The organism is Novosphingobium umbonatum, from assembly GCF_004005905.1.
Classification (GTDB): Bacteria; Pseudomonadota; Alphaproteobacteria; order Sphingomonadales; family Sphingomonadaceae; genus Novosphingobium; species Novosphingobium umbonatum.
On sequence record NZ_SACO01000001.1, the window covers coordinates 286,581 to 311,905 of the forward strand.

Genomic DNA, 25,325 nt, shown 5'->3' on the forward strand with positions numbered 1-25,325 from the left:
ATGATCCGTTTTCTGCTCGATGGGCAAAGGCACGAGATGGAAGTCGGCGCGCAGGAAACCGCGCTGCATGTCATCCGTGAAAGGTTGGGGCGGCGCGGCACCAAGGAAGGCTGTGGCGAGGGCGATTGCGGCGCCTGCACCGTGCTGCTGGGCGAGGCCGAGGGCGACCATGTTGCATGGCGCGCGGTCAATGCCTGTATCATGCTGGCGCCCATGCTGGATGGCAAGGCGCTGGCTACGGTGGAAAGTCTGGGCACGCCCGAGCATCTCTCCCCCGTGCAGGCCGAGATGGTGGCGCGCCACGGCAGCCAATGCGGATTTTGCACGCCCGGTTTTGTCATGAGTCTGGAAGGCCGCGCGCGTTGTGGTCTGGGCACGGTGGGGCGCGACGTAGCCGATGTGCTGTCGGGCAATCTGTGCCGTTGCACCGGCTATGGCCCGATTCTGGAGAGCGCTCAGGCCTGCGCCCCCACCCCGCGCGATGATAGCGAGAGTTTGGCGGCTTTGCTTAGCCTCGCCCCCATCGGCAAGGGCGCCAACTGGCACGCCCCGCGCAGCAGCGATGAACTGGCCGCGCTTCTGCTGGAACAGCCCGAGGCAAGGATCGTGGCAGGGGCTACCGATGTTGGCCTGTGGGTCACCAAACAGATGCGCGATCTGGGCCATGTGATCTTCCTTGGCGATGTGGCGGATTTACGCGGGATAGAGGAGAAGGCCGAGGGCGTAACCTTGGGCGCCGGCGTCAGCTATTCGGCGGGCTGGGATGCTTTGGCGCGGCTGCATCCCGATCTGGGCGAATTGGTGCGGCGCATTGCCGGAACGCCGGTGCGCAATGCGGGCACGATTGGCGGCAATATCGCCAATGGATCACCGATTGGCGATATGCCCCCCGCGCTCATCGCCTTGGGCGCGCAGCTGACCCTGCGACGCGGCGATGAAAGGCGGACCATCCCGCTGGAGGATTTCTTCATCACCTATGGCAAGCAGGACCGGCGCGAAGGCGAATTTGTCGAAAGCATCTTCATCCCCCGTCCTGCGTCCGATGCCGTGATCCAGATCACCAAACTGTCCAAACGGTTTGACAGCGACATTTCCGCCGTCTGCGGCGCGATCCATTTGCGCCTTGCCGATGGCATCATTCAATCCGCCCGCATCGCCTTTGGCGGCATGGCGGGCACGCCCAAACGCGCCCTTGCCACCGAAGCCGCGCTGACCGGACAGGTCTGGGCCGAGTCCAGCATCGAGGCGGCCATCCCTGCCCTGGCGCTGGATTACCAACCTTTGAGCGATGTGCGCGGATCTTCGGCCTATCGGTTAACCGTCGCGGGCAATCTGCTGCGCCGCCTATGGCTGGCACAGCAGGGCGAGGCGGTGAGCGTTTTGCCCCATCTCAACAAAGAGGCAACCCATGGCTGAGGTGCAAGTACCCCATACCCATGACAGCGCCCGCCTGCATGTCACCGGACAGGCAGCCTATATTGACGACCTGCCCCAACCTGCGGGCCTGCTGCATCTGGCCTTTGGGCTGTCGGGTAAGACCCATGCGCGGATCCTGGCGATGGACCTGTCCGCCGTGCGTGCCGCGCCTGATGTGGTGGCTGTGTTCACCGCGCAAGATGTGCCGGGGGAAAACAATGTCGGCCCCTTGCGCCATGACGAGCCTTTGCTGGCGCATGATGAAGTGCTGTTCCACGGCCAGCCGCTGTTTCTGGTCGCCGCGCGCAGCCATATGGCCGCCCGCCGCGCGGCGCGTCTGGCCAAGGTGGACTACGAGGAACTCCCTGCCCTGCTCTCCGTAGCCGATGCAATGACAGCGCAAAGCTTTATCGAGCCCAGCCAGCGCATGGCGCGCGGCGATGCCGATGCAGCCCTTGCCGCTGCCCCGCACCGCCTGACCGGCACTCTGGAGATTGGCGGGCAGGAGCATTTCTATCTGGAAGGGCAAATCGCGCAGGCCATGCCGCTGGAGGATGGTCAGGTGCATGTCTGGTCCTCCACCCAGCATCCATCCGAAGTGCAGCATCTGGTCGCCCATCTGCTGGGCAAGCCATCTGCCGACGTAACCGTGGAAGCGCGGCGTCTGGGCGGCGGCTTTGGCGGCAAGGAAACGCAGGCCACGGCGCCCGCCGCCGCCTGCGCCATGGTGGCGCAATTGACCGGCCAACCTGCCCGCCTGCGCTATGACCGCGATGATGACATGGTACTGACCGGCAAGCGTCATGATTTCGCCATCACCTATGATGTCGGCTTTGACGGGGAAGGACGCCTGCAAGGGCTGAAGCTCGATCTGGCCTCGCGCTGCGGGATCAGCGCGGATCTTTCCGCCTCGATCAATGATCGCGCCATGTTCCATGCGGACAATGCCTATTTCCTGCCTGCGGTGGAAATCATCAGCCATCGCTGCCGCACCAACACCGTGTCCAACACCGCCTTTCGCGGCTTTGGCGGGCCGCAGGGGATGATCGCTATCGAGCGGATCATGGATGATGTGGCCGCCGCCGTGGGGCGCGATCCCTTGGCGGTGCGCCGCGCCAATCTCTATGGGCCGGAGCGCGACATTACCCCCTATGGCATGCAGGTGGCCGACAATGTGGCCCCGCAATTGCTGGCCGAGCTGGCGGCATCCTGCGATTACGAGGGCCGCCGCGCAGATGTGGCCGCGTTTAACGCGCAGCATAAAGTGCTGAAAAAAGGCATTGCCATCACGCCGGTCAAATTCGGCATCAGCTTTACCGCCACCCATCTCAATCAGGCGGGCGCTTTGGTGCTGGTCTATGCCGATGGTTCGATCCAGTTGAACCATGGCGGGATCGAGATGGGTCAGGGCCTCTATACCAAGGTCGCCCAAGTGGTGGCCGATGTGTTTGCCGTGCCTTTGAGCCGCATCCGCATCACCCCCACCCGCACCGACAAGGTGCCCAACACCAGCGCGACCGCGGCCTCATCGGGCAGCGACTTGAACGGCATGGCCGCCTATCATGCGGCGATGGAAATCCGCGAAAGGCTGGCCAATTTTATGGCCGCGCAGAATGGCGTGACAGCGGCGGATGTGCGCTTCACTCCCGAAGGCGTGGTGGCGGGGGATAGCACCCTGCCCTTTGCCGCTCTGGCGCGCATGGCCTATATGGCGCGGGTGCAGCTATGGGCCAGCGGCTTTTATGCCACGCCCGATATTCACTATGACCGCGCCGCCCATCAGGGGCGCCCCTTCTACTATTTCGCCTATGGCGCGGCCTGTAGCGAGGTGGTGGTGGATAGGCTGACCGGCGAGCATAAAGTGTTACGCACCGATATTCTGCATGATGCTGGCCGCTCGCTCAATCCAGCGATTGATCTGGGGCAGGTGGAGGGCGGCTTTGTGCAAGGCGTGGGCTGGCTGACCACGGAAGAACTGGTGTTCCACCCCGACGGGCGCCTGCTGACCCACGCGCCCAGCACCTATAAAATCCCCACCGCCAGCGACCGGCCTGCGCAGATGAATATCGAGCTTTGGCAAGCAGGCGAGAATGTGGAGCCGACCATCCATCGTTCCAAAGCCGTGGGCGAGCCGCCCTTCATGCTGGGCATCAGCGTGTTCAGCGCGCTAACCGAGGCTTTGCGCGCCTTTGCGCCGGATAAGGGCCTGCCGAAACTGGACGCGCCCGCCACGCCGGAGCGGATTTTGAACGCCATTGCCGAATTGGTGACGCGATGAGCAATTGGCGGGATTTGGCCCGAGCGGCGCTGGGCCGCGAACCGGTCGCGCTAGTCAGCGTGCTGGCCAGCGAGGGTTCCGCCCCGCGCGGGGCCGGTGCGCGCATGGCCATCACCGCCAGCGCGATGGCGGGCACGATTGGCGGGGGCAAGCTGGAATATCAGGCGGTGGCACAAGCCCGCGCCATTCTGGCCCATCCGGCAGGCACATGGCGGGTGCAGGATTATCCCTTGGGGCCTTTGCTGGGCCAATGTTGCGGCGGACGGGTGCGGCTTATGGTGGAACATCTGGCCGATGCCACATGGTTTGACCAACCCACGCTAAGCGTTTTGCAAGAAAGCCATATCGCCCGTCAGCCTTTGGGTTTTAGCCAAGCCCCATCGATGCCCGCACGTGGCCCCCTACCCGCCATTGGCACCGCCTTTGCCGAGCCGCAGGATGTGCCGCATCTGCCGCTGCTGCTGTTTGGCGGGGGCCATATCGGACGGGCGATTGCCTCACGCATGGCGGGCCTGCCTTTCACCTTGGGCTGGTATGATCCGCGTCCCGACCATGACACAGACGGGCTGGTGATCGCGAGCGAGGAGGAACTGGTCGCCTGCGCGGCCAGCGCCAGCGAGGCCCATGCGGTGCTGATCCTTACCCATGACCATGCGCTGGACTATCGGCTGACCGCCGCTGCGCTGCGCAGCCCTGCGCGCTTTGTCGGGCTGATCGGGTCGGACACCAAACGCGCGCGTTTCCTCAACCGCTTGCGCGGCGAAGGGATCGATCCTGCCCGCCTCACCTGCCCCATCGGCCTGCCCGGTCTTACGGGGCCGGAAGGCGCGCGTAAATTGCCCGATGTGATTGCCGTGGCAGTGCTGGCGCAAATGCTGGCCCTGCCGCCTCTGGTCAACATCGCCACGGTGGAGCAAGCCGCATGACCATCTCAGCCTTTCGCGGCGAAATCCTGAGCGTACCGCAAGATCCGGCCACCACGCCTGACGCCGTCCAGCATTATCCCGATGGCTTGCTGGTGGTAGAGGATGGTCTGGTCTTGGCTCTGGGCGCCTATGAAGATCTGGCGCCGCGCTTTGCCGATGTGCCGGTGGAGCTGATCGACGGCTTGATCGTGCCCGGCTTTATCGACACCCATATCCATTATCCGCAAACCGAGCGCATTGCCGCCCATGGCCAGCAATTGCTGCAATGGCTGGAACAGCATATTTTCCCCGCCGAGGCCGCCTTTGCGAGCCGCGCCCATGCTGATGACGTGGCCGCCTTCTTCCTCGACGAATTACTGCGTAATGGCACCACATCCGCGCTGGTTTTCGCCACCGTGCATGAAGGCAGCGTGGACGCCTTGTTCGAGGCCGCGCTGGAACGCGGCATGCGGATCACATCGGGCAAGGTGCTGATGGATCTGGGTCCGGAGAGCTTGCGCGATACGCCCGAAAGCGGGCGGGCGCAGAGCGAGGCGCTGATCGCGCGTTGGCGCGGGCGGGGCAGGCTGGGCTATGCGGTGACGCCGCGTTTCGCACTGACATCATCGGACGCGCAAATGGCGGTGGCGGGGGAATTGCTGGCCGCCCACCCCGATGCCATGCTGCACACCCATCTGGCCGAAAACACCGGCGAATGCGCGGCAGTCATGGAACGATTCCCCGATGCGCTGGATTATCTGGACGCCTATGACCGCTTCGGTCTGGTGGGAAAGCGCAGCCTGTTTGCCCATGCGATCCATATGAGCGATCGCGCCATGGGGCGCATGGCGCAGGCGGGCGCGTCGATCTCCTGCTGCCCCACCAGCAATCTGTTTCTGGGCTCGGGCCTGTTCGATCTGGCGCTGGCCGACCGGCATGGCGTGAATGTAGGCCTAGGCACGGATGTCGGCGCGGGCACCAGCTTCTCCATGCTGGCCACCCAAGGCGAGGCCTATAAGGTCTGCCAGATGCGAGGGAGCGTGCTCGATCCCTTCCGCGCGCTCTATCTGGCCACGGTGGCGGGGGCCAAGGCCCTTGGCTTCGCGGATAAGGTAGGCGCGCTGCAAGTGGGGCAGGAGGCCGATTTTCTGGTGCTGGACTGCGCGGCTACCCCGCTGCTGGCGCGGCGCTGCGCGGGGGCGTCCTTGCGCGAACGCCTATTTGCCTTGCAAATTCTGGGCGATGACCGCTGTGTGGCCGCCACCTATATCGCTGGCATCCGCCGCCATTCGCGTTAGGATAGAGCCATGAGCAAAGACCTCGACAGCTTCATCACCGGCCTGCCCAAGGCGGAACTCCATCTGCATATTGAAGGCAGTCTGGAGCCGGAACTGATGTTCGCGCTGGCCCGCCGCAACAAGGTGGACATCCCCTTTGCCAGCGTCGAGGATGTGCGCGCGGCCTATCAATTCTCCAATCTACAGGACTTTCTGGATATCTATTACGCGGGCGCGCAAGTGCTGCGCGAGGCGGAAGATTTCCGCGATCTGGCCTCGGCCTATTTCGCCCGTGCGGCAGCCGACAATGTGCGCCACGCCGAAATCTTTTTCGATCCTCAAACCCATACCGATCGCGGCATCCCGTTTGATGTGGTGATGGAAGGCTTGCTCTCCGGCATGGCCGAGGCGGAGCAGGCGGGCGTTACCTCCAAGCTGATCCTGTGCTTCCTGCGCCATCTGGATGAGGAGGCCGCGCTGGCCACGTTCAAACAGGCCGAAAAATGGCTGGACCGGATCGCGGGGGTTGGTCTGGATTCCTCCGAAATGGGCCACCCGCCCGCCAAATTCGCCCGCGTGTTCGCGGCTGCTGGCGAGGCGGGGTTGAAACGCGTGGCCCATGCGGGCGAGGAAGGCCCGCCTGCTTATGTGTGGGAAGCGCTCGACCTGCTCAAGGTTGACCGACTCGACCATGGCAATCGCGCCATGGAGGATGCCGCTTTGGTGCAAAGGCTGGCGGAAGAGCAGATGACACTGACGGTCTGCCCGCTGTCCAACCTCAAGCTATGCGTGGTGAAGGATCTGGCGCAGCACCCCATCGACGCCATGCTGGAGGCTGGCCTTGCCGCCACGATCAATTCGGATGACCCGGCCTATTTTGGCGGCTATGTGGCGGAAAACTATCGCGCCGTGGCCAAGGCGCGCGGGCTTTCGCGCGGCCAGATCGCCCAATTGGCGCGCAACAGTTTTACCGGTTCCTTCCTGTCGGAGGCGGAAAAAGCAGCCCATATTTCCGCGCTTGACAGCTATGTAAAAGCCGCAGGATAAAGCTTTCCCCCTTTCGGGACAGATTTTTTTGCAAAAGGGGGGAGCCAAAACCTCCTTTTGCCTGTAAGGGCCGCCTCACGAAGGGCCAAGAGGGGCGCGCTGCACGCTGTGCAGCCTATACCACCGGGCGCCCCTCCACCGAGCGCCTCCCGTGAACGGGGGGCAGCGCTACCATAGCGTGCATTACCGCTCATCCCTTTTGAAACTGCCCTACCGGGGGCAGGAATTGTGAGTATTGATGACGAATCCTACTGTTGAATCGCTCCCCACCCATTTGCCTGCCCCCATCGCCGCCGCGATTGCCGAACAGGGCTACACCTCGCTGACCGCTGTGCAATCCGCCGTGATTGCCGAAGAAGCACAAGGCCGTGACCTTGTAGTGTCGGCACAAACCGGCTCGGGCAAGACCGTTGGCTTTGGTCTGGCCATGGCGCCCGATCTGCTGGCTGGCGAAGAACGCCTTGCCCCTGCCGGCGCCCCGCTGGCTCTGGTTATCGCCCCCACGCGCGAACTGGCCCTGCAGGTCAGCCGCGAACTGGTCTGGCTCTATGCCAAGACCGGCGCACGCATCACCACCTGCGTGGGCGGCATGGACCCTGTGAAGGAGCGTCGCCAGCTCAATTATGGCGCGCATATCGTGGTGGGTACGCCCGGCCGTCTGCGCGACCATCTGGAACGCGGCGCGATCGACCTGTCGTCCTTGCGCGCCATCGTGCTGGACGAAGCCGACGAAATGCTCGACATGGGCTTCCGCGAGGATCTGGAAGAAATTCTGGAAGCCACGCCCGAAACCCGTCGCACTTTGCTGTTCTCGGCCACCATGCCCAAGCCGATTGTGGCGCTGGCCCGCCAGTATCAGCGCGATGCCTTGCGCATTTCGACCGTGGGCGAAAACCGTGGCCATGGCGATATTGCCTATCAGGCGATGACCGTGGCCCCCGCCGATATCGAACATGCGGTGATTAACCTTTTGCGCTTCCACGAAGCGGAAACCGCGATCCTGTTCTGCGCCACGCGTGACAATGTGCGCCATCTGCATGCCACGCTGGTGGAACGCGGCTTTGCCGCTGTGGCCCTGTCGGGCGAGCATAGCCAGAACGAGCGCAACAACGCCCTTCAGGCCCTGCGCGACCGCCGCGCCCGCGTTTGCGTGGCCACCGACGTGGCCGCCCGCGGTATCGACCTGCCCAGCCTGACGCTGGTGGTGCATGTGGAAATTCCGCGTGACGCCGAAACGCTTCAGCACCGTTCGGGCCGCACCGGCCGTGCGGGCAAGAAGGGCACCGCCGTGCTGATCGTGCCCTTCCCGCGCCGTCGCCGCGTGGAAATGATGCTGCGCGGTGCGCGGATCGAGGCCGAATGGATGGGCGCGCCCACCCCCGAAGCCATCCGCGAACAGGACCGCGAACGTCTGCTGGCTCGCCTGTTGGCGCCGGTCGAAGTGGAAGAAGAAGCCGTCGACGAAAGCGCCAGCAGCGATCTGGCGATTGCCCGCGAATTGCTGGCCCAGCGCAGCCCCGAAGAACTGGCTCTGGCGCTGGTGCGTTCCTATCGCGCCGCCCTGCCCCAGCCCGAGGAACTGGTCTCCTCCGCCCCCGACACGATCGAGCGCGCCCATCACCGCCCCGGTTTCGACGATTGCCAGTGGTTCCGCATGGACATTGGCCGCCGCCAGAACGCCGATCCGCGCTGGGTGCTGCCTTTGCTGTGTCGCCGTGGCCATGTCACCCGTGGCGAAATCGGCGCGATCCGTATCGGCATGAACGAAACCTTCGTTCAGATCCCCTCGGGCGTTGCCGACAAGTTCGCCGCTTCTGTGATCCGCACCGCCAATCCCGATGCCGATGATGAAAGCGGTATTGCCATCACCCCCAGCGCCGATGGCCCCCGCGAGGCGGCCCGCGACAATGCGCGCGGTGACAATGCCCGCCCGCATCGCAAGGGGCCGGGCGGCACGCTGCATCGCCGCGAAGGCGGTCAGGGCGCGCCCCGTGACGGTGGCAAGCCCTTTGGCAAAGGCCCGCGTGAAGGCGGCCGCGAAGGTGGAAAGCCCTTCGGCAAGAAGCCCTTTGGCAAAGGCCCGCGCGGCCCGCGTGGCTAAGCCAAAGCTTTAGGCTGAAACATCAAGGGGTTGGCGTAAGCTGGCCCCTTTTTGCTATGCGCTCTAAATCTGCTTGGGCGTGAATTGGGCAAAGGCCGCCTCTTCGGCCACGGGTCGGCCCAACAGATAGCCTTGCCCTTTGACACAGCCCATCTCCTGCAACACGCGCTGCTGCACCTCGTCCTCGATCCCTTCGGCCACCACCGTCAGATCCAGATTGCGCGCCAGTTCCAGAATGGTCCGCACGATGTTGCGGCTGCGCTCTTTATCCAGCGAGGCGATGAAACTGCGGTCGATCTTCAAACTGTCAAACGGCAGGTTGTTGAGATAGCTGAGCGAGGAATAGCCGGTGCCGAAATCGTCAAGGATGGTTTTCACCCCCCATTCGCGCAATTGGCCCAGCACGCGCCCCGTCCGCTCGGCATCGATCACCGCCACGCCTTCGGTCACTTCCAAACGGATCGTTTCGGGCGGGACGGCAGTTTCCATCAAGACATCGCGCACCATTTCGGCAAAATGGGGCTGGAGGAATTGTTGTGGAGCCACATTCACCGTCACAAAGGGCCGCATATTATGCGGATGGCTGGCGTAAAACCGCGCCATGGCCGAACAGGCCTCACGCAAAACCCAATCGCCGATAAAGACGATCAGCCCCGTTTCCTCCGCCGCCGGAATGAATTGCCCGGGATCGAGCAGCCCTCGCGTCGGGTGGTTCCAGCGGACCAAGGCCTCGAAACCCAATGTCTCGCCGCTGCCCAACAGGCGGATGGGTTGGTAATGCAGCACGAATTGTTCATGGCGGATCGCGTCATGGATCTCGCGTTCCAGCGCCACGCGGTTGCGGAAACGCGCGCCCAATGCGGGGCTGAACACGACGGTGCCGCCGCGCCCATTAGCCTTGGCCTGATACATGGCCAGATCGGCATCGCGCAGGATCTGGTCAACTTCCGCATAATCCTCGCCGCTACAGGCGATGCCCACCGATGCGCCGACCGAGAAATGATCCCCCTCCACCACCAAAGGCGTGGCCAACACGCCATGCAAGGCCTGCGCCAGCCTTTGCGGCGTTTCTGGATCGCTCATGCCGTCCAGCAGCGCGACAAATTCATCGCCCCCCGTGCGCGCCAACATCACCCGCCAGCCCTGATGCTGGCTTGGCTGGGCCAGACGGGCATCCTCCAAAGCCTTGGCAAAGCGGCTTGTTACCTCCACCAGCACGCCATCACCGGCATGATGGCCATAGCGGTCATTGATCAGCTTGAACCCGTCCAGATCAATCACCAACAAGGCCAGTCCCTGCCGGTCATCAGGCAGGCGTTCAAAGGCGGCCTGACTGCGTTCCTTGAGCAAGACGCGGTTGGGAAGGCCGGTCAGGGCGTCATGCAGGGCATCGTGCAAAAGCGCGGCACGGGCACGGTCGCGCTCCACCACACGGCCCAATTGCACCGCGATCTGGCGCAGGGTGGACACCAATTCCTCATTGGCGGGCAAGGCTGTGCGCGAGAAGAACTCGATCACCGCCACCACATCACGCCCGACCATCACCGGTAAAGCGCAACCGGCCACGATGTGACATTCGCGCGCCACGGCACGGCGCAGGAAATTGTCGTCGATGCGGGTATCATCGATCCAGAGCGGCTGCGCGCTGGCCACCACCCGCCCGGGCAGGCCGACATGGGGGGCAAAGGTAATCCGGCGCGAGGCTTCGACAAAATCGGCCAGACGCTGTGGGCTGGCCGCATACCAGCAATCGCAGGCCCGCGCCTCGCCCGTGGCCGGATCGACCAACAGGGCATTGCCAAAATCCCAGCCCATCTGGCAACACACTTCGCGCACCGCCACCGATAAAGCGATCCGCACATCCTTGGCGCTATTGGCCGCCTCGGTGATGCGCTGGATCAGGCTCAGCCTTTGCTGGCTATCGTAAAGCTCGCGCAGGCCTTTTTCCGCGATGGCTTCGGCGGCCTCACGCGCCTTGCGCTCGCGCAGCAGTTGCCGCTCCAGACGCGCGATTCGCGCCTGTGCTTCATCGGGCACATCGGGCGAAAAGGGCTTCATGCCGCCCAGCGCACTCCCAGACGGCAGATCGGATTGCCATCGGCCATACAGGCCAGATGGGTGACCTCCACGCTCTGCCCGTAATGGGCCGAGGCGCCCTCGATAAAGCCTTGCGCCAGATGGCAGAGCTTGCGCGGCGAGTGATAACCGACGATCAATTGCCCGTCGGGCTCATGGGTGAAATGGAAATGCGGGCAACCAGCGCCCGAATAAAGCTTGCGCACTTCGGGATGGATGATGTCATTGACCGAAAGAACAAAGCTTTCGGCATTGGCATGCCCTTCGAAAAAACCGCCATATTTGGCCGCCAGCATCGGCATGGCCGCCTGCCCGAACCAGCGCAGGACCGCTTCGGGCGGCAGATTGAGGGCTGCCGAAGCCGCCCCCACCAGTGCGAACATTTCCTCGTCGGGATAGCTGCCCAGCGAGGTATAGGTGCCATCCACCCCCGCCGCGTCGATCAGATCCATCCACGCATCCGCGCCATGCGCATCGGTTACCGCCTGCTCCAGCAGGTTGAAAACCACACCTTTCATCGGATCGCTCTTCCCTGACTTGATCAATCGGGGAAAAGACTAGCGCAGCGCTCGCTCCGATGCGGTGAAGGAGCGGATAAGTAAAAAGCGGGAGGGACTTTGCGCACCTCCCGCCCGATATTTACTTCAGTACGATGCCAGCCCCGCGCTTGAACAGAGGCGCGGCGCTATCATCAGGCTGGGCGGGGTCCTGAGCCGCCACCGCCTTCATGCTGGAGGGCAGTTCAAAGGGCAGATGCCCCTTGGCCTTGGCGCGGCCCAGCACCACATCGAACACCGCAGCATCGCTGGCGCCGAAATTGCCCAGAATGGCGCCTGCCTTGTCCACCACATTGGTCAGGATGGCGGGGCGGTCGAGGAAGATGGCGAACACCGCAGGCTTGCCTGCCGCCTTGGCCGCTTTCAGCGCATCATAGGCCGCATCGCCATCGCGGAAGTCCAGACGGCCTTCCTTTTGACGGCTGCCGAAGAAATGGTTGGGATGCAGCTTTTCGGACGGGCTTTCCGCGCGGATCAGCGCGAAATCGGCCTGCTCCACCTTGTCCACCACGGTCAGGCCCGCTGCCTGCGCCGCCTTGGGATCGGCGCCAAACAGCCAGACTTTCTTGGCCTTGGCCGCCAGCGGCAGCAGGCCCTTGTTGGTCAGCAACACTTGCGCTTCCCGCTGGGTCTGCGCAGCCAGCGCATGGTTGGCGGGGTTGGTGGTCACGGCATCAGCCTTGGCCGGATCGACATAGGGGTTGTCGAACAAGCCCTGCTGGAACTTGGCGATCATGATGCGGCGAACCGATTCATCCAGACGCGCCATGCTGATCGAACCATTGCGCACCGCGGTGAGCAAGGGCGCGACATCCTGCGTGCCGCCAAACTGGTCGATACCCGCGGCCATGCCAAGCGCATAACGCTGCGGCACGGTCAGGTCCATCACGCCCCATGCGGTGGAAATATCCTGCGGGCGCTGGGGAGCATCAGCGGTCGGCGCGCTGCAACGGGTGTTGCAATCCACCGTGATCGCCCAATCGGACAGGATGATACCCTGATAGCCCAGCTTTTTACGCAGCAGATCGTTGAGCAAGACCTTGGAATAGCCCGCGCCCACCGCTTCCACCGGCTTGCCATCCACGCTGGGGCCGGTGATGATCGGATAGGTGGGCATGATGCCGCCGCTCTTGGCCGCCAGCGCGCCCTTGAAAGCGGCAATATGCATGTCGAGCTGCTTGGTGGTCAGCTTGGCAATACGGCCATAATAATTGTGGCTGTCAAACCCTTCGGGCAGCGCGCCATAGCCAACCCAGTGCTTGACCACGGTCATCACGCCATCGCGAGTCAACCCGCTGTCGCTGCCCTGAAAGCCCGCGACATAGGCCCCGCCCAGATCGCTGGAGAGCAGGGGATCGGAACCGAAAGTGCCGGTGATGCGGCCCCAGCGCGGCTCGCTGGCCAGATCGACCTGAGGGCTCAGCGCTTCCTGAATGCCCACGGCGCGATATTCGGCCCGCGCCACTTTGGCAAAGGCCGAGACGCGGGCCTTATCGCCCAGCGCGCCAAAACCCAGCAATTCGGGCCATTGCGTCACGCCATTGGCGCTTTCGCCCGCACCCAGCACATATTGGAAATGGTTGCGCGGGTCAGCGCTGATGGTGACGGGAATGCCCAGACGGCCCTGCTCGGCCATTTCCTGCACCGCATTGGACTGTTCGGCCATTTTCGCACCGGGCAGGGCAAGGCGGGTGATATAGGAGGAGATATGCTTCACCCACAGCATGGGCGCCAGCGCCAGACGGTCATAGCCATCGGCCGACCGCCCCAAAGCCCCGCCCAGACCGGGCAAAGTGCCATGCAGCGTCTGGCCCGCCTTTTCCTCCAGCGTCATGCGGCGCACCAGATCATCGGCGCGGGCCTCGGGGGACAGGCGCCAGTCTTCATAGGGCGTCAGCTTGCCATCGCCATCGGCGTCGCGGAATTGCAGCCCGTCCACGGTGATCACCGATTTGGCACGGGCCTGCACCGGCACCTGTTCGGGGGCGGCATGGGCCTGCTGCGCCAACATCAGCGCCAAGGCAGAAAGCGCCAGCTTGGGGGTGGTTTTCATCATCCTCTCCTCAACAATCTTGTTTGATGCAAAAAGGGCCGGAAATGGCAGCTCCCCATTTCCGGCCCCTTGAATTGATGCGCCTCAGGCCGCGCTGCGCCGCGAATAGAAACCGAAAGCGGCAATCGCAGCATAGCAGGCCGCCGGCAACGCCAGCGCCAGCGTCAGGCTGGTGGCATCGGCCAGACCGCCCGTCAGCGGGGGAATGATCGCGCCGCCCACGATGGCGACATTGATCACGCCCGAACCGTCGGCCATCTTATCGCCCAGACCTTCGCAGGCGAGGCTGAAGATAGTGGGGAACATGATGGAGTTCATGAGGCCGATGGCAAGGAAGCTGTAAGCCGCCAGCGTGCCACCGCTATTGGCCGAAATGCCCAGCAGCGCAATCGCACCCGCTGCCGCCAGACCCAGCACCACACCGGGGTTGGCCAGACGCAGGATAGCCGAACCGGCAAAACGGCCAGCCAGCGCACCGCCCCAGTAATAAGGGATGAAAGCGCCCGCAGCCTCGGCCGTGATGCCCAGCACTGTGGGCGATTGCAGATAGTTGACGATGAACGAACCCACCGACACTTCGGCGCCCACATAAAGGAAGATGCAGGCCGCGCCAAAAGCGAAGCGGGGACGCGAGAGCAGGGCGAAACCGGCGAACAGGCTGCCCTCGGTGTGCTTTTCACCCTTCAGTCGGTTGCGGTTCATCCAGACCACGCCCGCCACCACGGCCAGCGCAATGGCGAGGCCGATATAGGTGCGCACCACAGTCTGCGTTTCGGCCACGCGATAGGCGTCCAGCGCGGGACCGGCCAGTTCCTTGGCCGAGACATGGGCCAGACTGCCCAGAATCAGCGCCGAACCCACGATGGGGAAAATCACCGTGCCAAGGCTGTTGAAAGCCTGCGCAAAGGTCAGGCGGCTATGCGCGGTTTTGGCAGGGCCAAGCAGCGAGATCAGCGGGTTGGTCACCACCTGCACAATCACCACGCCCGATGCCAGCACGAAAAGCGCCAGCAGAAACACCGGGAAAGCTGCGCTTTGCGAGGCAGGAATGAACATCAGGCAGCCCAAGGTCATCAGGCCAAGGCCGACCACCGCGCCGCGCATATAGCCGATCTTTTTCACCACTGCCGCACCGGGCAGGCCGATGATGGCATAGGCGGCAAAAAAGGCGGTCTGCACCAGCATCGCCTGCATATAGTTGAGCGTGAAGAGTTCCTTCAGCTTGGGGATGATCACGTCATTAAGCGAGGTGATCCCGCCGAAGATGAAGAACAGCGCCATCACGAAAAGGCGCAGTTCGGGGGCATCGATATTGCCGCCTTCCTCGCCTTGGCTCGTGGACGATACATTGGGTGCCAGTGCCATAATTACTCCCTCCAACCGCGCATTGCACGCGGCGCGCCCGATTGCCAAACCCGACGCACAAAATTTTCGCGCGCCCGATGTCAGCCGCCGATTTAGCAAACAGGTCGTGCAGAAAAAAGGAAATGCCGACAAATCAGCACATTCAAAGCATGACAACGGCCATAAGACCGTCCGCTTCGCCCCCTCCCCCGCACCGCCCGCTTTATGCTTTGTCGGCGTTTGGTATCAAAACTTGCCCAGCGAGGTTTGACAAATTAGACATCGCTGTCAAGACTATGCTTTGCAGAGGGTATCTTACGCATATCACGCCAGGGGGAAAGTCCGGCGCGTTATGCATACGTTCCCAAAGCCAAAGACACAGAAATTCCGTCAAAATGCGCCCACCGGAGACGGGCCGGCAGGGCATTAAGGGTGAGAAGAAAGTGATGAACAAGGGGGAGCAGACCACAAGCCACGCCACGATGGCCGATGTGGCACGTGTGGCGGGGGTGTCGCTCAAAAGCGTTTCGCGGGTGATCAACAAGGAACCGCATGTCAGCCCGCATCTGCGCGAAAAGGTGGAAGCGGCGATCCGCAACCTGCATTACGTGCCCGATACGGCCGCACGTTCCTTGGCGGGTGCGCGCAGTTTCACCATCGGCCTGTTGTTCGACAATCCCAGCCCGAACTATACGATGAAGGTGCTGTCCGGCGCCTATCGCGCCTGTATCGAGCGGCAATATCACCTGCGGGTCGACAATCTCAGTGCCTCCGGGGACGAGGAAACGGTGGAAAGCCAGATCGAGGCGATCCTGCGCAACAGCCGCTGCGATGGCTTTATCCTGACCCCGCCGCTGACCGATAACCGGCAAGTGCTGGATATGCTGGAGGCGCGCCGCGTGCCCTATGTCCGCATGGCCCCCATGCTGGAACGCGACCGCAGCAAGGGCGTCTACACCGATGACCGCGGCGGCGCGGCGCGGGTGGCCGAATTGTTTTACGAATTGGGCCATCGCCATATCGCCATCCTGAACGGGCCGGACAGCCATGGCGCCGCGCATGACCGGCGCGAGGGATTTTTGGGTAGGCTGAAAGAACTGGCCCCCGATCTGGTGGTGGCCGAAGCCTTGGGCGGGTTTGAATTCGAACAGGGCCGCGAGGGCGCCCGCCAATTGTTGAGCGCAACGCAACGTCCCACCGCCATCTTTGCCACCAATGACGATTCCGCCGCCGGAGCCATGGGCGTGTGCAACCAGATGGGCCTGCGCGTACCCGAAGATATTTCGGTCTGCGGCTTTGACGATAGCTGGGTGGCCAAAATCGTGTGGCCCTATCTGACCACCATCCACCAACCGATTGAAGACATGGGCTATGCCGCCGCCGAATTGCTGCTGGATCGCTCTGGCGCTGCGGACAAACAGATCGAGCGCCATTTGCCTTATTCATTGGTGATGCGCGACTCGGTGGCCAAAGCGCCCTAAAGGGCACGTCAATTTCCCTTTGGTGCAGGTATCTGTTTCCCGGCAGAGGTCCACAATCGTTTTCAAATGACGACTCCGGCTCTCACCGTCTGGTTTGATAGTGCCTGCCCGCTCTGCCTGCGCGAGATTGCCCTGATGCGGCGCCTCGACAGTAAAGGCCGTATCATTTTCATCGATGCGCGATCGGACGAGGCCAGCTGCCCCCTCGATCGTGCCACTTTGCTCGCCCGCTTCCATGCGTTGGAGGATGGGCAGATGCTGGTCGGCGCGGCGGCTTTTGCCGCCATGTGGCGAGCGATACCTGTGCTGCGCCCGTTTGGCCTGTTGGCGCGCTGGCCTGTTGCCCTACGCCTGCTGGATGCGGCCTATGCCCGCTTCCTTGTGCTGCGCCCTCGTTTGCAAGGCTTGTTCCGATGACCGATCACCCCAAATCCAACCGCCACCGCAAAGTGCCCTCGGCGCGACTATCGCGTCTGGTGGCCTTTGGCCAATTGGCGGGCGGTTTGGCCAGCGGCGCCATAGCCGAAGGCGCGCGCAGGCTGGCGCGGGGCGAAAGGCCGCAATTGTCCGAAATGCTGCTCACCCCCTCCAACGCCATGCGGGTGACCGAGCAACTCTCGCGGCTGCGCGGGGCGGCGATGAAGCTGGGGCAGATGTTGTCGCTGGATGCGGGCGATGTATTGCCAGCGGAATTGACCGACATTCTGGCGCGCCTGCGCGATGCCGCCCATTTCATGCCGCCCGCACAATTGAACCGCGTTCTGGGCGAACATTGGGGCCCGCAATGGCGCAGCCTGTTTGCTAGCTTTGACGCCACACCTGTCGCGGCAGCCTCCATCGGGCAAGTGCACAAGGCGCGGTTGAAAGACGGGCGTCTGGTGGCGGTAAAGGTGCAGTATCCCGGCATCGCCGCCAGCATTGATGCCGATGTGGACAATGTGGCCAGCTTGCTGCGCATGTCGGGCCTGTTGCCCGCGGGGCTGGACATCAAGCCTTTACTGGCCGAGGCCAAGTTGCAATTGCATGAGGAGGCCGATTACAACCGCGAGGCGGCGCAAATGCAGCGCTATCATGGTTATTGGCGCAGGATGAAGCCTTTGTCGTGCCGCAACCCGTGCTGGAAATGACCGGAGAGCGCGTGCTGGTGATGGATTACATCACCGCCAAGCCGATCGAGACGCTTTCCGCCGCACCGCAGGAACAGCGGGACAAGGCGGTCGCGGCCCTGCTCGATCTGGTGCTGCGCGAGCTGTTCATCTTCGGTTTCATGCAGACCGACCCCAATTTCGCCAATTATCGCTGGCAGCCGGAAACGGGCCGCATCGTCCTGCTCGATTTCGGCGCCGCCCGCAGCGTGCCGCAGGACACGGTGGAGGCCTATCGCTCGCTGCTGATGGCGGGGCTGCTGGGCGAACATGGCCCCTTGCGCGCGGCGCTGCTGGATGTCGGCTTCATCACACCTATGGTGGAACACCGCCATCGGGCCGCGCTGGACGGGATGATCGATGTCATCCTCGCCCATGTGAACCGCCCCGGCCTGTTCAACTTTGCCGAGCGCGGCTTTGTCGAGCGATTGCGCGAAAAGGCAGCCCCCATTGTGGCCGACCGAGCCAATTGGCATGTGCCGCCCGCGCAAACCCTGTTCATTCAGCGCAAAATCAGCGGAACAGCCATGTTGGCGGTCCGCATGAAGGCGCGGCTGCCGCTACGCCCCATGCTGGCCGCCTTTCTGGAACAGGCGCAAAAGCACCAGCGGGTTTAACCCCGCGCCTGTGCCGCCGCCGCCACAAAGGCGCGTGCGCGATGCGACACATCCTCCGCGCTCAGGCCCGGCTTATACAGCGCCGAACCCAGCCCGGCCCCTTGCGCCCCCGCCGCCATCCACTCGGCCAGATTGTCCACATCCACCCCGCCCACGGCCAGCATCGGCAAATCCTTGGGCAGGACAGCGCGCTGGGCCTTCAGATAGGACGGGCTGGCCCCTTCGGCGGGAAACAGTTTCAGGCCCGTGGCGCCAGCTTCCAACGCGGCAAAGGCTTCGGACGGCGTGAAATAGCCGGGCAGGCTGATCAGGCCCCGCTCGGCGCTGGCGCGGATCACCGCTGTGTTGACATTTGGCGAGATGATGAGCTTGCCACCTACTGCTGTCACCTGCTCCACATTCTCAACGCTCAGCACCGTGCCCGCGCCCACCAACACTTCCGGCCCATAACGCTTGGCCAGCAAGGCAATGGAATCGAGCGGCTGCGGCGAATTCAAGGGCACTTCGATCATCGAGAAACCCGCCTCGATAATCGCATCGCCAATTGCTTCCACTTCATCGGGGCGCACCCCGCGCAAAATGGCCACCAGCGGGCATTGGGCGATGGCTGCGGAAAGTTGGGTGATCGCGCTCATGATTGATAGGCCTTCCAGATATGGCTGATGCCCGCCACAAAGGCGGCATGGCTGTCGACAAGATGGGCTGTGCCGCCCGCCATCTCCACGGCGGCGCTATACAGCGCGCCCAGATGCCGGTCGGAAAGGATATAGGCGGGCTGACCGGCGGCAAGCTGTTCCCCCGCCACATCATGGCCGATCAACAGGCCGGAGGTATAGGCCGCGCTATCCTGCGCCGACCTTAGCCCCAGCAGCGCCGAGGCACGCACGCCGAACAACAGGCTGGTGAGGCGACCCGACAGGCCATCGGCGACGCCCGCGCGAAAGGCCGCGCCATCCTCCACCGCGCCGGTCAGGAAGTCGGAAAGCAAACTATGGCTTTTCAGCAAGGCAAAGATCTCGCCGGTCATGGCGGTGGCAAAGCTGGCCACGCGCCCGCCCTCCATCCGCGCCCATTTGCAATGGGTGCCGGGCTGACACAGCAGGCTGTCGGCAGGCACCAGACCCGCTGCCGTCGCGCCCAGCAATTGCACTTCCTCGCCGCGCATCACATCGCCCTGCACGCCTTGGCTATAGCTCAGGCCCGGCACAATGGCGGTGCGCCCCGCTTCGACCCAGTGCAAAGCCCCCGCCAGATCGTCCAGTCCGGCGGGGCAAGCCAGATAGGGCACATTGACCCAGCCCTTGGCCGAACCCACCATGCCTGCCAGCAACACCGGCCAATCGCCCAGCTTGGCGCGAATCTCCGCCACTTCGCCCGCGAATCCCCCCGCCTCGATGGCCAGCAAGCCGCGCCCGTCACGTTCGGTGGTGACAACGTTACCATCTTCATCGAGCAGATAGGCCCGCCGATTGGTCGTTCCCCAGTCAATGGCGATCAATTGCCCTGTCATACAATGCACTTCCTTGCTGATCCGGCGACATGCCCCCTTGCCAAAGTGGCGCGTGGGCTATTTATATGATGAAATAAGATGGTGAGGAAAGGCCAAGATACGTGGACACGCCCAGCATGCCGCAAACCGGCGATATCGCGCGCGAAAGCCTTGGTCGCAACCTGACCTATGGCCTGCTGGACCATATCGGGCGCCAGATTGTCACCGGCGCCTTTGACGGCAAGCCCTTCCCCACCGAGGCCGAACTCTCGGCCCAACATGGCGTCAGCCGTTCGGTCACGCGCGAGGCGGTGAAGATGCTCACCGCCAAGGGCCTGCTGACCGCCCGCCCGCGTCAGGGCACCAGCGTGCAGCCGGTGGGCCAGTGGAACCTGTTTGATACGGACGTGCTGCGCTGGCTGCTGGAGCGCAAATTCTCGGTCCAGCTTCTGGCGCAGTTCAACCAGTTGCGCGCGGCCATCGAACCGGCGGCAGCGGCGCTGGCCGCCTCGACCGCCGATGCGCAGGGCTTCGCCCTGATCGCTGCCGGTTTTGCCCGTATGGAGGCCGCCGAGCGCGGCGAGGATGACGGGCTGGACGCCGATATTGCCTTTCATCTGGCCATTCTGCGCGCCAGCGGCAACCCCTTCTTCATGCAATTCCGCGATCTGGTGGCCACCGCCCTGCGCACCTCGATCCGCTTTACCAACCGCATCTTGGGCCGCACCGCCGATCTGGCGGCGCATGGCGCGGTCAAGGATGCCATCCTTGCCCGCAACCCCACAGCGGCCAGCGCGGCGATGAGCGCCATTATCGGCGATGTGATGCTGTTGATCGAGCATACCAGCAGCTGATCCTCACCCCGCGAACAGAGTGGGGGCAAGGCCGACTGCCCCGCATTCCACTTCAAACAGGCTGCCCGCCAAGGGTTCATCCACGCCATCGGCTGCGCTGGTGACAAACAGGCGGTCCAGATTGTCCCCCGCAAAACAGGGCTTGGTGATCTGGCTGGCAGGCAGGTCGATCCAGCGCTCGCGCTCGCCTTCGGGCGTAAAGCGGCTGACGCAGCCACCGCCCCAATGCGCGATCCAGATGCCGCCCTCGCGGTCCACCGTCATCCCATCGGGCGAGCCCCATGCATCGGGGAAACTGATGAAATTCTCGCGCGGACCAAGGCTACCGTCATCCTGCAGCGCAAAGCGATAGACCTGCCCCAGCGCGCTATCGGTATGATAGAGCCAGCGCCCGTCGGGCGAGATCGTCGGGCCATTGGCGATGTTGTAGGGCGCGTCCATGCGGTGCCAGCTCAGATCCGCATCCAGACGATAGAGCGCTCCATCGGCGCGGCTGCCATCCATGCTCATTGTGCCGGCCCAGATGCGCCCTTGAGCATCGGTGCAGGCATCATTCATGCGGTTGCCCGCCAGATCCGGCTCGGGCGAGGCGATGGGCGTGACAGCAAAAGGCTCCAGCGTCAGCGCATGGAAACCACTCTTGGTGCCCGCGATAAAGCCGTCATGGTCTGCGCGACCAATCACCCAACCGGTCATTTCGGGCATATCCCAATCCTGCACCGCGCCGCTCGCCAAGGTCAGGCGGTTGACCTTCTGGCCGATGATGTCCACCCAATAGACCGCGCCTTCGCGCGCAGACCACCAGACGCCCTCGCCCAACAGATCCCGCCTGTTCCGCTCGACCACAACCCATTGGCTCATTGCCGCAAACTCCCTTGGCATCCTGCATCCCATGCATGGTTGACGCCTTAAAGCATATATATCATACAAAAGCAAAGGCGAAGGATGAGGAAGCCCATGAAGCGCGTGATTCGAGCAGTTTTGGATAATGACACCGCAGGAACTGCTCTGCAAAATGCGCTGGAGATCGACCGCCGTGGCCTGCTTGCCGCCAGCCTTGCCGGTGCGGCGGCCATGGCAGCCCAGCCTACTCTGGCCGCCGAAACGCCCGCTAAAGCCGCCTCCCCCCGCCGCGTGTGGAAACTGGCCGATGGCTGGCGCTTCCATCTGGGCCATGCAGCCGACCCTGCCCGCGATTTCGGTTTCGGCGCATGGCAGCGCTCCTTTGCCAAGCCCGGCTTTGAATTGACCGAGGCGGCCAAGCCCGATTTTGACGATGCCGCATGGGAAGATGTGCGCGTGCCGCATGACTGGGCCGCGGGCCTGCCCTATGCCCCGCCCGCCAGCGTGCCCAAGGACAAGGAGGATTTCTCCGCCGCCCATGGCTTCCGCGCGATTGGCCGCGATTTTCCGCAAAACAGCGTGGGCTGGTATCGCCGCAAGCTGCCCGCCTTTTCCGCCGCCGACAAAGGTCGCGCCATCTGGCTGGAATTTGATGGCGTGTTCCGTGCCAGCATGGTCATCATCAATGGCTATCACGCAGGCGGCAGCGAGAGCGGCTATGCCCCTTTCCGCGTCGATATTGCCGATTTCCTCAAATATGACGGCACGCCCAACCAATTGACCATCCGCGTCGACGCCAGCCTTGGCGAGGGCTGGTTTTACGAAGGCGCTGGCATCTATCGCCATGTCCATCTGGTTTGCGCCGCGCCCAGCCATATTGCGCAATGGGGCACTTTCGTCCGCGCCCAGCTGGTAGGGCAAGGCGCCAGCATCCAGATCGACACCGAGCTTGCCCATCTGGGCGAGAAAGCAACCCAATTACAGCTTCGCTATCGGATCCTCTCTCCCGATGGCGGAGTGGTAGCGGCGGGAGATGGCCCCGCCGCTACCATGTCCCCCAACGCCACGGCCACGCAAAGCCACGACTTTGCCCTGCCCAAGGCCCAACTTTGGTCCCCCAAAGCGCCGCATCTCTATCGGCTTGAAACGCAGGTCTGGGCCGATGGAGTGCTGGTCGATCAGGTGGAAACGCCTTTCGGCATCCGCTCGATCCGCTTTGACGCCAAGCGCGGCTTCCTGCTCAATGGCGAGGTGGTGAAGCTGTTGGGTGTATGCAACCATCAGGACCATGCCGGTGTGGGCAGTGCCATTCCCGATGATCTGCACCGCTGGCGCGTGGCCACCATGCAGGATATGGGCGCTAACGCTTGGCGCAGCGCGCATAATCCGCCCTCGCAGGCCTTGCTGGATATTTGCGATGCGCGCGGCATGATGATGCTGGCCGAAACCCGCGCCAACACCACCAGCCCCGAAGCGCTGGACCAATTGGACCGCATGATCCGGTCTAGCCGCAACCACCCGTGCATCATCGCATGGTCTGTCGGCAATGAGGAAGGCCATCAGGGCACGCCGCGAGGCCGCCGCCTCTCCGCCCGCCTTGCCGCCCGCGCCAAGGCCTTGGACCCCACCCGCCCCACGCATCAGGCGATGGATCAGGGCTGGTATGAGGATGGCGCCGCCCGCGCGGTGGATGTGGTGGGCTTCAACTATCGCACCGACAAGATCGCCGCTTTTCAGGCCAAATTCCCCGATGTGCCGGTGATAGGCACCGAAACCGCCAGCACTGTGGCAACGCGCGGCGAATATGCCACCGATGCCGCCCGCCACACGGTGCGCGCCTATGACACCGAACATCCGTGGTGGGCCTCAACGGCGGAGGAATGGTGGACCATCGTGGCCAACAGCCCCTCGATCGGCGGCGGCTTCATCTGGACCGGTTTTGACTATCGCGGCGAGCCAACCCCCTATCCGGCATGGCCGAGCGTTTCGTCCTATTTCGGCGCGGTGGATATTTGCGGTTTTGCCAAGGATAATTTCCATTATTACCGCGCATGGTGGCGCCCCGACCTGCCACAGGTGCATCTACTGCCGCATTGGAACTGGGCGGGCAAGGAAGGCCAGTCGATCGAGGTTTGGGCCCATGGCAATACGGCGCAGGTGGAACTGCTGCTCAATGGCCGCAGCCTTGGGGTCAAGCCCATGCCGCGCAATGGCCATCTGGCATGGCAAGTGCCCTATGCCGCTGGCACTTTGCTGGCGCGCGGGCTGGATGCCAAGGGGCGCGTGGTGGTGGAGGACCGCCGCATCACCGCTGGCGCGCCCGCCGGTTTGCGCTTATCCACCAGCGCCACCCGCCTTGCGGCCGATGGGGCTTCTGTGGCGGTGATCGCGGCGCAAGTGCTGGATAGGGCCGGGCATGACATGCCGATCGCCGCATCCACTTTGCGTTTCACCCTGTCCGGCCCCGCGCGCCTGCTGGGCACCGGCAATGGCGACCCAACCGACCATACGCCTGACCACAGTGCCGAAAGGCGCGCCTTCAACGGGCTGGCGCAGGCCTTGGTGCAAAGCACGGGCGAGGCAGGCCCGATCACCTTGACGGTGAGTGGCGAAGGGCTGCGCAGCGCGCAAATCACCCTGTTCGCCCACCAGCTTTAAGCGGAGTTATTCAAGATGCCCCTGCCCTTGCTGGCCGCCGCGCTGGTGGCCGCTACACCAGCTAATTCCGAACCGCTCTATCTGGGCGCGGATCTGTCCTTCACCAACGAGATGGAAGATTGCGGCGCCCGCTTTACCGACCATGGGAAACCAAGCGACCCGTTCAAGGTAATGAAGGCCCATGGCGGCAATATCATGCGGGTGCGGCTCTGGAACAATCCCGATTGGACGCATTACAGCGCCTATGATGATGTGCTCAAAACCATCACTCGCGCGCATGCCGCCGGGCTGAAAGTCCTGCTGGATTTCCATTATTCCGACGATTGGGCCGATGGCGAAAAGCAATTGGCCCCCGCCGCATGGGCCAAGCTCTCCACGCCCGAACAAGTGGCCGCACTGCATGACTTTACCCGCCAGACACTGGACCGGCTGCATGCCGCAGGCCAATGGCCGGAATTTGTGCAGGTGGGCAATGAAACCAATCTGGAAATGCTGGGGCCTAAGACGGGCAAGATCGATTGGGTGCGCAATGCAGCCCTGATCAATGCCGGCGTATCGGCGGTGCGGGAGGCGTCCAAGGCGCATCAGGCGCCGGTGCAGGTGATGCTGCATATCGCCCAGCCGGAAAACATCCTGCCATGGTTTGATGATGCCACCGCCGCTGGCGTGCTCGATTACGACATTATCGGCATCAGCTATTACAGCAAATGGTCCAAGCTCGATCTGGACGGGCTGGCCAAAGTGATCACCGCCGCGCGTCAACGCTATGGCGCGCAGGTCTGGGTGGTGGAAACCGCCTATGCCTTCACCAATGAGGCGATGGACAACACCACCAATCTGCTCGGCTCTGATTCCGCCCTGCCCGCCTATCCGGTCAGCAAAAAGGGCCAGCAACGCTATCTGGAAGATCTGACCAAGACCGTGGTGGCCAGTGGCGGCAGCGGGGTGGTCTATTGGGCGCCGGATTGGGTTTCCACCGCGTGCAAAACGCGTTGGGGCACCGGATCAAGCTGGGAAAATGCCGGATTGTTCGATGTCCGCCGCCACGAGGCGCTGCCCGCATGGGATTTCATGGCCAAGGATTATGGCCGCCCGCGCTAACACCTTCCCCCCTCCTGGGGATCACCTTGAAAGCCGCCAAGCTTCAACGCTTGCGCGGCTTTCCTTTTGGGCGCGAATGGTAA

The 25,325-nt window shown here is 63.3% G+C and carries 18 protein-coding genes and 1 pseudogene; 12 read left to right on the top strand and 7 right to left on the bottom strand.

Annotated elements, in window-relative coordinates:
• The 6 genes from xdhA to EOE18_RS01295 all read left to right on the top strand — a co-directional run bounded on the left by xdhA (window position 1) and on the right by EOE18_RS01295 (window position 9,024).
• Entirely contained in the window at window positions 1–1,416 is a 1,416-nt protein-coding gene (gene xdhA / locus EOE18_RS01270) for a xanthine dehydrogenase small subunit (protein WP_127705385.1), read from the top strand.
• Complete coding sequence (gene xdhB / locus EOE18_RS01275) at window positions 1,409–3,694, top strand: xanthine dehydrogenase molybdopterin binding subunit (protein ID WP_127705387.1); 2,286 nt, start codon at window positions 1,409–1,411, stop codon at window positions 3,692–3,694. The genes xdhA and xdhB overlap by 8 nt, the downstream gene beginning before the upstream one ends.
• On the top strand, window positions 3,691–4,620 hold the full coding sequence (xdhC, locus tag EOE18_RS01280) for a xanthine dehydrogenase accessory protein XdhC (protein WP_127705389.1): 930 nt from the start codon (window positions 3,691–3,693) through the stop codon (window positions 4,618–4,620). Before xdhB ends, xdhC begins: the two co-directional genes overlap by 4 nt.
• Window positions 4,617–5,897, top strand: coding sequence for a guanine deaminase (gene guaD / locus EOE18_RS01285; protein ID WP_127705391.1), 1,281 nt, complete (start codon window positions 4,617–4,619; stop codon window positions 5,895–5,897). Before xdhC ends, guaD begins: the two co-directional genes overlap by 4 nt.
• Window positions 5,898–5,906: 9 nt before the next feature.
• A complete protein-coding gene (locus tag EOE18_RS01290; protein WP_127705393.1) occupies window positions 5,907–6,923 on the top strand; it encodes an adenosine deaminase in 1,017 nt (338 codons plus the stop codon).
• Between the two features lie 238 nt (window positions 6,924–7,161).
• Window positions 7,162–9,024, top strand: a complete 1,863-nt coding sequence (locus tag EOE18_RS01295) for a DEAD/DEAH box helicase (RefSeq protein ID WP_127705395.1) — start codon at window positions 7,162–7,164, stop codon at window positions 9,022–9,024.
• 63 nt (window positions 9,025–9,087) lie between these two features.
• On the opposite strand, the gene EOE18_RS01300 is transcribed toward EOE18_RS01295, so the two are convergent.
• The 4 genes from EOE18_RS01300 to EOE18_RS01315 all read right to left on the bottom strand — a co-directional run bounded on the left by EOE18_RS01300 (window position 9,088) and on the right by EOE18_RS01315 (window position 15,075).
• Window positions 9,088–11,082, bottom strand: a complete 1,995-nt coding sequence (locus EOE18_RS01300) for a putative bifunctional diguanylate cyclase/phosphodiesterase (RefSeq protein ID WP_127705397.1) — start codon at window positions 11,080–11,082, stop codon at window positions 9,088–9,090.
• Window positions 11,079–11,618, bottom strand: a complete 540-nt coding sequence (locus tag EOE18_RS01305) for a heme NO-binding domain-containing protein (RefSeq protein WP_127705399.1) — start codon at window positions 11,616–11,618, stop codon at window positions 11,079–11,081. Before EOE18_RS01305 ends, EOE18_RS01300 begins: the two co-directional genes overlap by 4 nt.
• A 121-nt stretch (window positions 11,619–11,739) precedes the next feature.
• The gene (locus tag EOE18_RS01310) at window positions 11,740–13,713 is read right to left on the bottom strand and encodes a glycoside hydrolase family 3 protein (RefSeq protein ID WP_246027192.1); all 1,974 of its coding nucleotides are present in this window, start codon (window positions 13,711–13,713) and stop codon (window positions 11,740–11,742) included.
• An 81-nt stretch (window positions 13,714–13,794) separates the two neighbouring features.
• The gene (locus tag EOE18_RS01315; protein WP_127705401.1) at window positions 13,795–15,075 is read right to left on the bottom strand and encodes a sugar MFS transporter; all 1,281 of its coding nucleotides are present in this window, start codon (window positions 15,073–15,075) and stop codon (window positions 13,795–13,797) included.
• 425 nt (window positions 15,076–15,500) lie between these two features.
• Here EOE18_RS01315 and EOE18_RS01320 point away from each other — a divergent pair, with 425 nt between their 5' ends.
• The 3 genes and pseudogenes from EOE18_RS01320 to EOE18_RS01330 all read left to right on the top strand — a co-directional run bounded on the left by EOE18_RS01320 (window position 15,501) and on the right by EOE18_RS01330 (window position 18,297).
• Window positions 15,501–16,535 (top strand): LacI family DNA-binding transcriptional regulator, encoded by a 1,035-nt coding sequence (locus EOE18_RS01320; RefSeq protein ID WP_164852625.1) that lies wholly within the window; start codon window positions 15,501–15,503, stop codon window positions 16,533–16,535.
• 66 nt (window positions 16,536–16,601) lie between these two features.
• A complete protein-coding gene (locus EOE18_RS01325; protein WP_127705405.1) occupies window positions 16,602–16,952 on the top strand; it encodes a thiol-disulfide oxidoreductase DCC family protein in 351 nt (116 codons plus the stop codon).
• A 317-nt stretch (window positions 16,953–17,269) separates the two neighbouring features.
• Window positions 17,270–18,297 (top strand): annotated as a pseudogene (locus EOE18_RS01330) (ABC1 kinase family protein).
• Here EOE18_RS01330 and EOE18_RS01335 read toward each other — a convergent pair.
• The gene (locus EOE18_RS01335; protein WP_127705407.1) at window positions 18,294–18,932 is read right to left on the bottom strand and encodes a 2-dehydro-3-deoxy-6-phosphogalactonate aldolase; all 639 of its coding nucleotides are present in this window, start codon (window positions 18,930–18,932) and stop codon (window positions 18,294–18,296) included. The pseudogene EOE18_RS01330 and the gene EOE18_RS01335 sit on opposite strands and share 4 nt — an antisense overlap.
• Window positions 18,929–19,807, bottom strand: a complete 879-nt coding sequence (locus EOE18_RS01340; RefSeq protein WP_127705409.1) for a 2-dehydro-3-deoxygalactonokinase — start codon at window positions 19,805–19,807, stop codon at window positions 18,929–18,931. The genes EOE18_RS01335 and EOE18_RS01340 overlap by 4 nt, the downstream gene beginning before the upstream one ends.
• A gap of 116 nt (window positions 19,808–19,923) precedes the next feature.
• Between EOE18_RS01340 and EOE18_RS01345 the strand changes: the two genes are divergently transcribed.
• Window positions 19,924–20,640, top strand: a complete 717-nt coding sequence (locus EOE18_RS01345; RefSeq protein ID WP_127705823.1) for a FadR/GntR family transcriptional regulator — start codon at window positions 19,924–19,926, stop codon at window positions 20,638–20,640.
• A gap of 3 nt (window positions 20,641–20,643) precedes the next feature.
• On the opposite strand, the gene EOE18_RS01350 is transcribed toward EOE18_RS01345, so the two are convergent.
• On the bottom strand, window positions 20,644–21,501 hold the full coding sequence (locus EOE18_RS01350; protein ID WP_127705411.1) for an SMP-30/gluconolactonase/LRE family protein: 858 nt from the start codon (window positions 21,499–21,501) through the stop codon (window positions 20,644–20,646).
• Window positions 21,502–21,597: 96 nt separating this feature from the next.
• Between EOE18_RS01350 and galA the strand changes: the two genes are divergently transcribed.
• Window positions 21,598–24,141, top strand: a complete 2,544-nt coding sequence (gene galA / locus EOE18_RS01355) for a beta-galactosidase GalA (RefSeq protein WP_246027193.1) — start codon at window positions 21,598–21,600, stop codon at window positions 24,139–24,141.
• A gap of 15 nt (window positions 24,142–24,156) precedes the next feature.
• A complete protein-coding gene (locus EOE18_RS01360; protein ID WP_127705413.1) occupies window positions 24,157–25,242 on the top strand; it encodes a glycoside hydrolase family 53 protein in 1,086 nt (361 codons plus the stop codon).
• Window positions 25,243–25,325: the final 83 nt, after the last annotated feature.